Annotated in this window: 10 protein-coding genes; 5 read left to right on the top strand and 5 right to left on the bottom strand. The window is 42.3% G+C overall.

Going from position 1 to position 14221, the window contains the following annotated elements:
• Genes MK127_01325 through MK127_01315 form a run of 3 tightly spaced genes read right to left on the bottom strand, consistent with a single transcriptional unit; the run spans position 1 to position 1958 of the window.
• Positions 1-867 carry a heme o synthase gene (locus MK127_01325; GenBank protein MCH2531442.1) on the bottom strand — a complete coding sequence of 289 codons (867 nt, stop codon included), beginning with the start codon at positions 865-867 and terminating at the stop codon, positions 1-3.
• A complete protein-coding gene (locus MK127_01320) occupies positions 864-1745 on the bottom strand; it encodes a COX15/CtaA family protein (protein ID MCH2531441.1) in 882 nt (293 codons plus the stop codon). The genes MK127_01325 and MK127_01320 overlap by 4 nt, the downstream gene beginning before the upstream one ends.
• Positions 1746-1751: 6 nt before the next feature.
• The gene (locus tag MK127_01315; protein MCH2531440.1) at positions 1752-1958 is read right to left on the bottom strand and encodes a hypothetical protein; all 207 of its coding nucleotides are present in this window, start codon (positions 1956-1958) and stop codon (positions 1752-1754) included.
• Positions 1959-2054: 96 nt separating this feature from the next.
• Between MK127_01315 and MK127_01310 the strand changes: the two genes are divergently transcribed.
• Genes MK127_01310 through menA form a run of 4 tightly spaced genes read left to right on the top strand, consistent with a single transcriptional unit; the run spans position 2055 to position 5263 of the window.
• Positions 2055-2783 carry a dienelactone hydrolase family protein gene (locus MK127_01310; GenBank protein ID MCH2531439.1) on the top strand — a complete coding sequence of 243 codons (729 nt, stop codon included), beginning with the start codon at positions 2055-2057 and terminating at the stop codon, positions 2781-2783.
• A 15-nt stretch (positions 2784-2798) separates the two neighbouring features.
• Positions 2799-3533, top strand: a complete 735-nt coding sequence (locus MK127_01305; protein MCH2531438.1) for a dienelactone hydrolase family protein — start codon at positions 2799-2801, stop codon at positions 3531-3533.
• A 27-nt stretch (positions 3534-3560) separates the two neighbouring features.
• A complete protein-coding gene (gene menB / locus MK127_01300; protein MCH2531437.1) occupies positions 3561-4358 on the top strand; it encodes a 1,4-dihydroxy-2-naphthoyl-CoA synthase in 798 nt (265 codons plus the stop codon).
• Entirely contained in the window at positions 4352-5263 is a 912-nt protein-coding gene (gene menA, locus MK127_01295; GenBank protein ID MCH2531436.1) for a 1,4-dihydroxy-2-naphthoate octaprenyltransferase, read from the top strand. Before menB ends, menA begins: the two co-directional genes overlap by 7 nt.
• Before the next feature lie 50 nt (positions 5264-5313).
• On the opposite strand, the gene rpoC is transcribed toward menA, so the two are convergent.
• Both rpoC and MK127_01285 read right to left on the bottom strand, forming a co-directional pair.
• Positions 5314-9543: a DNA-directed RNA polymerase subunit beta' gene (rpoC, locus tag MK127_01290; GenBank protein ID MCH2531435.1), complete on the bottom strand. Its 4230-nt coding sequence runs from the start codon at positions 9541-9543 to the stop codon at positions 5314-5316.
• A 57-nt stretch (positions 9544-9600) separates the two neighbouring features.
• Positions 9601-13467, bottom strand: a complete 3867-nt coding sequence (locus MK127_01285; protein MCH2531434.1) for a DNA-directed RNA polymerase subunit beta — start codon at positions 13465-13467, stop codon at positions 9601-9603.
• A gap of 285 nt (positions 13468-13752) precedes the next feature.
• Between MK127_01285 and MK127_01280 the strand changes: the two genes are divergently transcribed.
• The gene (locus MK127_01280) at positions 13753-14175 is read left to right on the top strand and encodes a rubrerythrin family protein (protein MCH2531433.1); all 423 of its coding nucleotides are present in this window, start codon (positions 13753-13755) and stop codon (positions 14173-14175) included.
• Positions 14176-14221: the final 46 nt, after the last annotated feature.

Raw genomic sequence — 14221 nt, 5'->3', positions numbered from 1 at the left:
TCAATACCATGGTAGATGTGGCTCTAGTGCTAATACCAAGAACACCAAAGCTAAATGCAATAAGCTAAATTTATAGGTACTTAAGGTGTTTTTTGAACTTGGTTCTTTAAACATCAAGCGGATCTTCTGAAGCCAAAAAACACCCAGAATAGAACTAGAAAAAGCAAATGTTAAGCCAGCGTACCCTGCAACAACAGGCAACCACGAAAACACTATAAGGAGCATAACGTAAAGTGCGATTTGAACCGTTGTATCCCTGAGACTAGCGACTACAGATAGCATTGGGATTTTTGCATCTGCATAATCATCTTTAAGCAATATAGAAAGAGTCCAGAAATGTGGTGGAGTCCAAAAAAATATGAACCCAAACATATACAAGCCAATTGCTGTAATCTCTCCAGAAACAGCAGTCGCCCCTATTAGTGGCGGGAATGCACCTGCTGCACCTCCAATAACTATATTATTCCAGGATCGTCTTTTCAAAACGATTGTATATACAAAAACATACACTGCGGCAGCAACCATCATCAAAATGGATGCTAGTAAATTCGTCCATAGAAACATAATTAATATCGATAGGATGATAAAAAACATCCCTACTGCAGATGCGTAAAAAGCACCGATATCGTTTGATGGCACTGGACGATGTCTTGTTCGGCGCATCAAAGCGTCGATATCAGAATCAAAAGCCTGATTTATAGCGTTTGAGCCCGCTGAAGCTAGTGTCCCTCCAAAAATAACAGCGAGCAGGATTGCAATGTCAGGATCTCCTTCCGAAGCTTTCCATACTCCTGCCGCCCCAGTAACCACTAATAAAAAAATTACTCGAGGCTTAGAGAGAGTTATAATCTGACGAGCAAACCTCACTTTTGGCTCTCTCCCTTGAGGCTCAAATTAAATTGAGCTACCACAAATGACCATATGGTAGCTGCAAGTGCCAAATGAATAACTCTAAGTGATTGAGGAAGATCGGTAACGATCGCACTAATTCCTACACTAAATTGCAAAAGAGCAAGTGATGCAATCACTAAGCTAATAATCCATGTAAAACCCTTCGCCCCATTTTTTCGGACTTGAAATGCTGTCCACACAAACACAAAAACAAGAAGTGTTGCGGCAATACGATGGAGGCTATGAAACAATAACGCAGCGTTACTGCTCCTAGAATCACACAAAGGAAGCCCTGGACATCCTGAACTTTCGCCGGATCCTACTATTAGGCCTCCAGCAAGCACCACAAATAAAGTAGCAATAATCATTGCCCTCGCTCTTTTGGGAGTTGGCATACTTATGCCCTTGATGTTAAGCGAGCGTGCTGCTCCACTAACTAATAGTCCCAGCGTGAGCATAGCGAATGTCAAGTGTGCCAACCTAACCATCCCATGAAGCTCGGTTAATACTGTAATTCCACCAAGAATTGCTTGGATAAAAATAGCTGAAAGCGCTAGGAATATTAACTTTGCAGTCAACATATCTTCTGTACGGCCTTTATATGCAAAAAAAGATGTCACAATAACCAAAATCATTGTGATCCCTGCAAGAAATCGATGACCGAACTCAATGGCAACATCTCCCTGTAATTCAGGGATAACGTTACCTTCACACAGAGGCCAATCAGGGCAACCTAAGCCAGAACCAGATACACGGACCCATGAACCATACGCTATAAGTAGTATAGTCAATACAGACGCTACCAATGCTGATTTCCCTGCCCTCGAAACCCATTCACTCTGATCTGTTTTCATTTAACCTCATACCCTAAAAGAAATCCAAATAATGGCCACGGTCAAACCAAAAGGCAACACGGTCCAAAGCAATTCAATAACACGTGTACCCAATATTCCTCGTTTTATTTCATAACTGATTTTCATTCGAGTCGCAGTTATAACTATCCCTAGGTTGACTAAGGCAATTAATCCAATCACCACCCAAGAATAAATATCTATTTCAACTTGCAATACTCTTACCTCGAATTGCTATCCACTATACTCAAGCTTATGGTATCTGAAGCGAAGGCTTATAACTATATCTGAACGACGAGACGACTATCTAAAATGGAAAAACTCAGCTTACAATTAAATGATGGAGTGATGACGGTATTTGTATTTAATGTAACTAAGCAAGCAGATATCCCAACAATCATTATGGTACACGATGCTCATGGACTCACTCCTGATGCGCTAGAGCAAGCCAAATGGCTATCTCAGCATGGCTATCGCGTAGTCGCCCCTGATGTATTTTATAGAGTTGGTGAATTGCAAACGACATCTATATTGGGTAACACGATTGAGGCGATGATGAGCTTGCGAAAAGGTATGACAAATCAAGGTCATAAATCTGATATGGAAATACTTTCAAGGCATATCAAAAATACTTATCACTCCAATCGGAAAATAGGAATTACAGGCTTTTGTTTAGGAGGACGTATAACTTATTTAGCTGCTTCAAATACCAGCGATTTTGATGCTGCAGTTGCCTTTTATCCCACTCGGCTCAGAGAAGCAGACCCGGCCATTAAAGCATCACTAAAACCAATAGACAACGGTAAGAATATTAATATTCCTCTAATGATTTTTTTCCCAGAGCTAGACGAATTCAATCCTCCTGATGGAATCGAAGTTATTCATAAAGCATCGATTACGAATAAACACCCTCTCGAAATAATCACAGTTAAAGGGGCAAATCACGGATTCGCTCAATCGGGCAGCCCTGGCTTCCATCCACAATCAAGTAAAGAAGCATGGGGCCGCGCGTTAGATTTTTTTTCTACTCACCTATTTTAAATTTACGGAGTAATTATGGAAATCACGAAAGAAATAATAGATATTGCAACACCTGATGGAGATATGGCGCTGGTGACAGCAAAACCAGTAGGAACAAAACCTCATTCAGCAATTATTGTAATTATGGAAGCTTTTGGGTTAGACCCTCATATCGTAAATATCACGGAAAGATTTGCAAATGCAGGGTTTTTTGCTGTTGCGCCTGATTTATTCCATCGATCTGGGAGATTACGTTTTGCCACCTACGATAAACTCCAAGAAATGCGCGAAGATTTGCGTCAAGGCTTCTCAGACCAATCCATCGATACTGATATCCAGCAAACTATAAATTTTTTGCACAACCGTGAAGACGTAACCAGCAATATAGGAATTGTGGGGTTTTGCTTGGGTGGCCGCATTTCTCTGCAATCGGCCATTCGTGCCAAAGGGTTGGCAGGAGCTGCCATTTTTTACGGAGGGAACATGTTCCCTTCGCAAGATACTAAGGGCACCTTCTCCGCAGATATAGAAGCAGATCAGTTAGAGATACCTATCATAGGATTCTTTGGAGTAGAAGACCAAAACCCCACAATTACACAGGTACAAGGGCTTGAGAATAAATTGATGAGTTTAGGCAAAGTCTGTAATTTCAATTACTATGAGAATGCAGGACATGGATTCTTCTGTGAAGAGCGTGAAAGTTTTCGCCCAGACTCTGCAAAAGATGCATGGGCAAAAACCTTAGATTTCTTCAATACGTACTGCCCCTAGTCAGAATTGACTAGCTCGAGGTAAAACATGAATTATACCGATATTCTTTTTTCCAAAACAAACGGAATAGCTACTATTACCATCAATCGTCCTGAGGTGAGAAATGCTTTTCGGCCATTAACTATTGACGAGATGATTAGTGCATTCCAAGACGCTTGGGATGACGACCAGATTGGCGTAGTTATACTTACTGGAGCAGGCGATAAGGCGTTTTCAAGTGGTGGTGATCAAAAAATTCGCGGTAATCACGGATACCAAGCAAACGACGGACATAATAAATTACGAATATCTGAATTGCATACAATTATCAGAATGATTCCAAAGCCTGTGATAGCAGCCGTAAATGGGTATGCAATTGGCGGAGGGCATGTCCTGCATGTCATATGTGATCTTAGTATAGCTTCAGAAAATGCTATTTTTGGGCAAACCGGACCGAAAGTTGGTAGTTTTGACGCAGGTTTTGGAACGGCATTTCTAACAAATATAGTAGGGGAGAAGAAGGCAAGAGAAATATGGTACTTATGCCTCCAATACAGCGCATCCGAAGCTCTCGAAATGAGATTAATTAATAAAATTGTCCCGTTTGAAGAACTTGAAGCCACCGCCATAGACTGGGCTAATAGGATTTTAGAAATGAGTCCTACAGCAATACGATTCCTAAAGGCATCATTCAATCAAAGTACTGATTGGGCATACGGATTACAACAAATGGCGCATGGCGCCGTGCAAATGTACTACGGAACAGCAGAAGCCCAAGAAGGAGTTGATGCATTTAACGAAAAAAGAAAGCCTGATTTCAGTTCATTCCGGAATCAAAATTGGTAAATATAAACCGAACGCAATTCCTTGCAAAGTTACATGCTTGGTTTTGGGGGATAAGACCTTTTTCGCTATCCGCTTCAATCGCTCCAATTTTAGTAGGGACTTCGCTCGCCACAACAGTAACTACAATTAATTTACCTTTATTCTTTCTTTGTATCACAGGGTCAATTGCGATTCAAATTGGAACCAATTTAACTGATGAATACGCTGATCACAGAAGTACAGGGGGCTCAGACAAATTTCTAGCTCCCCACAAAGTTATACAGCGTGGGCTTTTAAGTGAACGAAACGTTTTAAATGGAATGATTGTAGTGTTCACCTACGGAATCATTACAGGATTAATTATAACTTACTACGCGGGGTTCCCTATCCTCTTAATTGGGCTAGTAAGCGTCTTAGTAGCATACCTTTACGCGGGAGGCCCAAAACCTCTGGGCCATATTGGCTTAGGCGAAATAATAGTTTTCATATTTATGGGACCTGTAATGGTTATGTCTGCTTATTTCGTACAAGTGCAATCAATTTCTGTGCACTCATTCCTTGTTTCAATTCCTGTTGGGTGCATAGTCACTGCGATTCTTCATTGCAACAATATGCGCGATGTTGATGAGGATTCTAAAGCAGGCAAAATCAGTATCGCTATTTTATTAGGGTCTAATTTTTCTAAATTCGTTTATTCTATGTTCATAGTAACTGCGTATTTAGTTATAGGAGCTTTGGCGTTAAGTGAACTAGGTTACTGGATATCACTAGGCCTCGTTACAATCCCGATAGGTATTCAATCAATTGTCAAAGTTTTCAGGGGCAATGACAAAGCCTCAATGAATAAGCTTATGGTTATTAGTGCGAAATTACACGCTTGGACAGGTTATGCCCTTTCTTTAGGTATTTTGCTTACAGGCTTATAAATCAATCACTGGTTGGAGCAAGAGGTTTCCTCTTGCTCCAACCAGTGATTTTATTCTTCTTCAATTTCCTCAAAAGGATCATCGTCCGAAGTGATTTCGGGATCTGCAATATCATCGTCTGCAGTTATTTCTGGTTCTGCTAAGTCATCTTCTACAGAATCGAAGATATCATCATCCCCTTCATCGTCTGTACCTAAAATATCTTCTAAGATATTGTCGATACTTGAATTATCTCCAGGAATATCTTCAATCAATTGTGCTAAGTCAGCCACATCATTCTCACCATCGTCTACAACAGCGGCATTAGTAGCAAATGAAGATTCAGGCAAGCCAAGTAATTGACGTCCTTCTTCAGAAACATCCAGTCTTGCTGGGATCAATCGTCCAATGATCACGTTCTCTTTGAGACCGCGAAGGTAATCGACTTCACCTAAAATTGCGGCTTCGGTAAGCACTCTTGCAGTCTCTTGAAAAGAAGCTTTCGCTAAGAAGCTGTCAGTATTCAAGGATGCGCGAGTTACCCCTAAAATTTCTGGCTTACTAGTAGCAGGCTCGCCGCCTTCAGCAATAATTCGTTCATTGACTTCCTGGAATTGTAATCGGTCCGTCAATTGGTTCGGTAAAAGGTCAGTATCGCCGCTTGTTTCAACACGTACCCAACGCAGCAATTGCCGAATAATAGTTTCAATATGCTTATCATTTATCGAAACACCTTGGTTCCTGTAAACAGTTTGCACCTGCTCAACTAAATACCGTTGAGTTGCTTCAATTCCTTCTACACGAAGAATATCGTGGGGATCTTTGACTCCGCTAGTTAGCTTGCCTCCAGCATAAGCTGCATCTCCTGTTCGCACTAATCTTTGATCAGTCGCATCTACAGGATGATCCCTCACTTCAATTTCAAAAGCATCTATTTCAATTCCGCCGTCCACAGCCCGTACCACTCCAGAAACACGTGCCAATAAATCCACCAGTTGAGGGCTTTGATCAACTTCTTCATCATTATCGTCCGAGGGTTTCGTACCCTTTTTCGGACGCGCCTGTGCAAGAACTTGACCTGCCTTTACTACCTGCTTGGCCTTAACCACTAACTTGTGAGTCTCTGGGATCAAATATGAATCTGTGAAAGGGATTTTATTTACAACACGAATCACTGTAGTCATTGATGTTGGAGGGGTATAAACCTGAGGATCCGGATCTTCAACATAATCCCCAATTATTGTTCCATTCTCGAAAATAATTACATCCCCATCAATCTCTGCAATTGTCGATTTACCTTTTGGTGACCTAGCTTCGAAAAGCTCTTCGACCCTTGGCAAACCAGAGGTAATATCTTTCCCAGCAATACCTCCCATGTGAAAGGTACGCATCGTTAATTGTGTTCCTGGTTCTCCAATTGACTGAGCAGCAATGATACCTACAGCATCGCCAATCAACGCATATTTCCCAGACGCAGGGCTGCGGCCATAGCAAACCTGGCAGATACCTCTAGTAGCTTCACAAGTCAGAGGACTTCGGAGCCAAAGTTCTTTTACACCAGCATTTTCGATCTCTTTAGCCTTGTGCTCTTCAATAATCAGACCAATATCTGCGATGATTTCACCTGTCTCTGGATGAGCAATTGGAGAGGAAACTACCCGACCAATAATTCTTTCTGCAATCCCAGCAATCATTACATCTTCTTCAGATGCATCGGCATGCAAAATTACTCCACGATCAGTTTCACAATCTTCTTCAAGAACAATAACTTCTTGTGCTACGTCAATTAATCTCCTTGTCAAATAACCAGAATCTGCTGTCCGCAAAGCCGTGTCAGCCAATCCTTTTCTAGCACCGTGAGTTGAGATGAAATACTCTAAAACCGTGAGGCCCTCGCGGAAGCTTGATTTAATTGGCAGTTCAATAATGTCACCACGTGGATTGCTCATTAATCCACGCATAACTGCCATCTGTTTGATCTGGGCTTCATTACCGCGAGCTCCGGAGTGAGCCATTGTGTAGATCCCACCAAATTCGGGTAAGTGCTTCTGGATAACTTCATCCATTTTCCCAGAAACTCTCTGCCAGGCTGCTACAGCACGATTGTGCTTCTCTCGCTCAGTTATCAAGCCCATTTCATACTGATCTTCAAGCTCAGTAATTTCAGCATCAGCTCCAGCTATAATCTCTGACTTCTCCTTAGGAACTTTAATATCCGTAATTCCAATGGTGGTACCGGATACAGTCGCGTAATGAAATCCAATCTGTTTTAGTTTATCTAATACAACAGAAGTAACTTCATTCCCCGAAAGTCTGTAAACAGCAGTAACAAGCTCTTTAAGCTCTTTCTTGTCCATTACTTTCTGATATGCACGCACTTCTTCTGGTAATACTTGGTTAAATATTATTCGACCGGGAGTAGTTTTAAGCCAACCCTCTTCATGGTCTTTTGTGCGTACCGATACTTGGGAATGCAGCTCAATAAGACCAGAATCATAAGCCATCATCACATCTTCAAAATCACGGTACTTCGTGTCAGTACCTTTAGCGTTCTCTTTTACTTGCGTGAGGTAGTAACAGCCAAGCACGATTTCATAAGTAGGAGCTACTAAAGGCTCACCCGAACTAGGTGAAAGCATGTTAAAAGTGCTAAGCATTACATTTCGAGCTTCATGCACTGCCTCTTGAGAAAGTGGCACATGAACAGCCATCTGATCACCATCAAAATCTGCGTTGAAAGCAGCGCATACTAGGGGATGAAGTTGAATAGCACTACCCTCTACAAGCGTAGGCATAAATGCTTGAATACCTAAGCGATGTAAAGTAGGAGCACGATTGAGCATCACAGGGCGACCCTGGATTACTTCTTCTAATATATCCCAAACTTCAGGTCTTTCCCGCTCTACCATCCTCTTTGCACTTTTGATGTTGTGTGCAAATCCTTGTACCACAAGTCTATTCATTACAAACGGTTTAAATAATTCCAGTGCCATTTTCTTAGGCAATCCGCATTGATGTAAGCGAAGGCTAGGTCCTACTACAATGACGGAACGGCCTCCATAATCAACTCGCTTACCTAACAAATTTTGACGAAAGCGCCCTTGTTTCCCTCGAAGCAAATCAGACAGACTCTTTAATTTATGATTATGACTACCAACAATTGCGCGGCCTCTGCGACCATTATCGATTAAATCATCTACAGCCTCTTGCAGCATCCGTTTCTCGTTACGGATAATTATCTCTGGTGCCCCTAACTCAAGCAGCCGCCTCAACCGATTGTTCCGATTAATAACCCTTCGGTAGAGATCGTTTAGATCACTAGTGGCAAAACGCCCCCCATCTAATTGCACCATTGGCCGTAAGTCTGGAGGTAGGACTGGAAGGGAAGTCATAACCATCCATTCAGGTTTGTTTCCACTACGGCGAAAAGCCTCAATAACTCTCGCTCTCTTTATTGCTCTTTTTCTTTTTTGCCCAGAAGTTGTACGTATTTCAATTTCTAATTCTTGGCTAATGCGTTCCAAATCAACTGTTTTAAGAATATCAAGTATCGCCTCAGCACCCATTCCTGCACGGAAAAGATCAGAATACTTATCATTGAGATCGCGATACCTAGTTTCTGTAAGAAGCATCATAGGTTGAATACTCTCTATGTCATCAACCTCTTGTTTTAGTGCATTTTCAAGTTCGGCAGTAGCTCTTTTATTATTCTCGTGCAACTCGTCGATTTTGCTTTGAATTTCTAATTTCGCATCACTAGACTCAGATTCTAATTCAGCTTCGAGAACGAGTAGTTGCTCTGTAAATTGTGTTTCCAAAGCCTCAGTTTGCTGTGCAAATAAATTCTCTAATTCTTCAACTTTTCGAGTCTGCAAAAGAGGGTCAGTAGAGATCACTACATACTGCGCAAAGTATAGTACCCGTTCCATATTCCTTGGGGATAAATCTAACAGCAGGCCCAATCTACTGGGGATTCCTTTGGCAAACCATATGTGTGCCACTGGAGCAGCAAGAGCAACATGCCCCATACGCTCACGCCTCACTTTTGCCCTAGCGACTTCAACTCCACAGCGATCACAAATTACACCCTTATACCGAATCTTTTTATATTTACCGCAATAGCATTCCCAGTCCTTGGTAGGTCCAAAAATACGCTCACAGAAAAGACCATCCTTCTCTGGTCGCAACGTACGGTAATTAATTGTTTCCGGCTTAGTTATTTCTCCATATGACCATTGCCTGATCTGTTCAGGTGATGCAAGAGAAATTCGTATGGCATTAAAGTCAGTCCCGTTCGGCATGTCAATTCTCCTAGGTGAACCTCGCAGTAGGTTCACTCATACATTCAAGTAATAAAATTAATTATTCAGATCGTTGTCATTTTCCTCTTCGGAAGCATGGCGGGCATATGTGCCCAAATCCATACGAACCTCATTGGAAATTTCTGACTCCTGCTCTTCTAATGGAACAAAATCAGCCTCCCAAGCAGGTGCAACTGGTTGCTCCTGAGGAGCGGCTAATACTCCTGAAATATCGTCTTCATCCTCTTCAGCATATGTAAATCTTGGTGTTGGCACTCCTCGGTCATCTTCATAGCGCAGTTCTACAGCCAACCCTAGGCTCTGTAATTCTTTCACCAATACATGAAATGATTCAGGGACGCCTGGTTGCACAACGTCTTCGCCTTTGACGATTGCTTCGTAAGTTTTCACTCTCCCTACAACGTCATCCGATTTAACAGTAAGCATTTCTTGAAGGTTATATGCGGCGCTGTATGCTTCAAGTGCCCAGACTTCCATTTCTCCAAATCGCTGGCCGCCAAATTGAGCTTTCCCGCCCAATGGTTGCTGCGTAATTAGCGAGTACGGTCCTGTAGAACGAGCGTGAATTTTATCTTCCACTAAATGTATAAGTTTAAGCATATATATATAGCCAACTGTCACAGGCCCATCAAATTTTTCTCCAGTTCTGCCATCAAAAAGAGTGGATTTCCCTAATACAGGAGCGGCAACACTCAAGACACGACCTACTTCCAATGCAAGCTCATAAAGCTCATTGAAACCTAGGTCCTCAGTTGTTATAGAAATATTTGTCTGATCATAGTAGGCCTCAGTGAAATCATTAAGCCAAATTTTCAGACAAACCTCTGCTGCATAATTAATTGCGGTTTCATCGAATATTTTATCTGCAGAATAGCCTCTTTCTGATACCCACGCTCGTGCCTTGCTCCAATCGGGCTCATAATTAGTAGCGCCTAATAAATCGCTTCCAAGTGAATTTGATCGCTCTAGGATCCAAGAACGGGCTAATGCGTCCTGTATGTCTCCGTCAGATGCCCCGTCGAATACTGGCGTAGCAGCACGAAATCGGAGTTTATGAGCAGCAAGCCCTAAATGAGTTTCAAGCACTTGACCCAGATTCATACGAGAAGGTACTCCAATTGGGTTCAAAATAATATCTATTGGCGTGCCGTCAGAAAGGTAAGGCATATCTTCTACGGGCATAATTCGGGATACAACGCCTTTATTACCATGTCGACCTGCCATCTTGTCGCCCTGAGACAAAGTTCGGGTTTGTGCAACCCAAACACGAACAAGCTTGTTCACACCGGGAAGAAGATCATCCCCGTTTTCACGTGTTAGGATCTTAACCTCAATAACCTTACCTCTCTCCCCATGTGGAACTCTTAAAGAGGTATCTTTAACATCTCTCGCTTTTTCTCCAAAAATTGCTCTAAGCAATTTTTCTTCCGCAGTGAGCTCAGTTTCACCTTTTGGTGTAATTTTACCAACGAGAATGTCACCAGGAGTAACTTCTGCGCCTATTCTTATAATCCCATCCTCATCAAGGTTGCGTAGCGCATCCTCCCCAACATTAGGGATATCGCGAGTAATCTCACCAGGGCCTAATTTTGTATCTCTGGATTCAACTTCATACTTTTCAATGTGAATGGAAGTAAATTTCGAATTTCGCACAATGTTCTCAGATACAATTATTGCATCCTCAAAGTTATAGCCTTCCATGGCCATAAATGCGCACAATACATTCTGTCCAAGTGCGAGATCCCCTTCCTGTGTAGATGAACTATCAGCAAGCGGATCACCTTCTTCAACATATTGACCAACGGAGACTATGGCTCGTTGGGTTAAACAGGTGCCTTGGTTGGAACGAACGAATTTTCTTAGTATCTGAGGATGTTCATACCCTTCAGAATCTCGTATTACGACTAAATCTCCCGTCACTGAAATAACGGTACCCTCAACTTTAGCCAGCACCATCTGCCCAGAATCTCTCGCAACTCGCCTTTCCATTCCAGTGCCTACCAAAGGAGCATCAGGACGAAGAAGAGGAACCGCCTGGCGTTGCATATTTGAACCCATCAATGCACGGTTAGCATCATCGTGTTCCAAGAAAGGAATCAAGGCTGTAGAAACACTTACTATTTGCATGGGAGCCACGTCGACATAATCGACGTTTTCAGGGGATTCCATTGAATAATCTTCAGAAACTCTGCATTCTACTTTGTCTTCAGTCAGCTGAAATTTTGCATCCATTTGGGAGTTTGCTTGCGCAACAACATATTTTTCTTCTTCGTCTGCAGAAAGATAAACCACGTCTTCAGGTGATTCCGAAACATAAGGCTGAATTGCCATAACTTGATCTAGCAGTGCAAGTTTTTTGGCCGCGGCTGTCGAAATTATATTCCCTGAACGTACAATATTTTTCCCTTCTGCATCTTTAACATCCTGCCGAGATATTCGACCAGTTAAATCATCTGATTTTGTAGAAATTTCTTTTAGCACTTTTCTATATGGAGTCTCAATGAAACCGTAGTCATTAATACGCCCATAGGTGGCAAGAGAACCTAGCAGGCCAATATTCGGCCCCTCAGGAGTTTCAATCGGACATATACGACCATAGTGGGAGTAATGGACATCTCGCACATCAAATCCTGCTCGCTCCCTTGATAATCCGCCTGGTCCAAGAGCAGAAAGCCTGCGTTTGTGCGTCAATTCGGCAAGAGGGTTGGTCTGGTCCATAAATTGAGACAATTGTGACCCACCAAAAAACTCACGTAACGCCGCAACAACCGGGCGTATGTTAATCAGCGCACTTGGAGTAGCTTCTTCTTGGTCCAAAATGGTCATGCGCTCTTTAACAACACGCTCCATCCTAAGCAAACCTACCCTTAGCTGGTTCATAATTAATTCACCAACTGCACGAACACGACGGTTTCCTAGATGGTCAATATCATCAGCGTGTGAAACCCCATTGTTAATCCTGATCATCATACGAATCATTTCAACAATGTCTTCCTTAGTAAGCGTACGATTTTGTTGAGGAATATCTTGGCCCATACGCCTATTCATCTTGTACCGGCCAACTTTCCCAAGATCATACCTACGAGGATTGAAAAACAGATTGTCAATTAATGAGCGTGCACTCTCAACGCTCGCAGGCTCACCTGGCCTCAAGCGTCGATAGACCTCCACAAGGGCCTGAGCTTCCGTTTCAATACCTCCGTCTTTCTCCAATGTAGTGCGCATATATGGATGATCAGGGTCAACATCTACATCGTCGAACATTCCCAAAAGCTGCTCATTCTCTGCAAAACCTAGCGCTCTGAGGAAAGTTGTGATTGGAAGTTTTCGTTTCCTATCAATTTTTACTGAAATTATGTCTCGAGGACTAGTTTCAAATTCTAACCAAGCTCCTCGATAAGGTATCAATTTTGATAAAGAAACATTCCGGCCAGTACCAGGGTCAATAACTCTCGTAAAATAGGCACCTGGAGATCGTACCAACTGGCTGACTACTACCCGTTCAGCCCCATTGATTACAAATGTACCCGTCGGGGTCATCATTGGAATGTCACCGAAAAATAAAGTCTGTTCCTTTATTTCCCCAGTTTCTTTAACTTCCAACTCAACTGTGACGTACAAGGGCGCCTCAAACGTAATTTCTCGATCGCGACACTCTTCCTCAGTATATTTAGGCTTACGGAACTCATAAGACCCAAATTTCAATTCAAATCGGCTTCCCGTAACATCCTGTATGGGGTTAATTTCATCAAGCACCTCACGGATGCCATCGATTTTTAATGAGTCAAACGACTGGGTCTGTATTTGGACCAAGCTTGAAGGCTCAATGACCTTATGTATACGAGCATAAGATTTAAGAGGGTGAACCGGATATTGATCAGATCTAGATACTAGCGTAGTCATGAATTCTCCTACAACCGAAATTGACGTGTCAAAGACACGAAAAAAGGTCCAACGGACAATGCACCGTTAGACCTGTTACGCTTTTATGCGTTAATTGGGATATTTAGTGTGGTTACGCGCCTGCGCACCTCTACTCCTATATGGGGGTAATTATACTGCGTTAATAGATTAGATGCAAACGCTTCATTAGCGAAGTTAAATCTATAACACCTAAAGCTTTGAACTAAGCCTTCTCACTGTTATTATTATATTGTTACGAAATTTTAATATTTTGAGGTGCACAAAATGCCAGATCTTAAAGGTACTCAAAGTGAGCAAAACTTAAAAGACGCCTTTGCGGGAGAATCACAAGCAAACAGGCGTTATCTATACTTTGCAAGACGCGCTGACATCGAAGGGTATGCAGAGATAGGTGGTCTATTCCGTGATATATCTGAAGCTGAAACAGGACACGCTTTCGGTCATCTAGATTTCTTGAAAGAGACTGGAGACCCTGGAACAGGATTAGCAATCGGTACAACTGAAAATAACCTTAAGGCAGCGGAGGCTGGTGAGACTTACGAATACAGTGAAATGTATCCAGGGTTTGCACGTACTGCCCGCGACGAAGGTTTCGAGGAATTAGCAGAATGGTTTGAAACTTTGGCTCGAGCTGAAAAATCTCATGCAGGTAGATTTTCCAAGGGTTCAGAGAATCTAAGTCTATAAGCTAATAATTTTAAGGATACTTCGGCGCCCTCCGTTCGTTTCTGGA

It is taken from the genome of Dehalococcoidia bacterium (genome assembly GCA_022449765.1).
In the GTDB taxonomy this organism is placed as follows: Bacteria; Chloroflexota; Dehalococcoidia; order Lucifugimonadales; family Australimonadaceae; genus UBA2963.
This window is presented reverse-complemented; position numbering and strand designations above follow the sequence as displayed.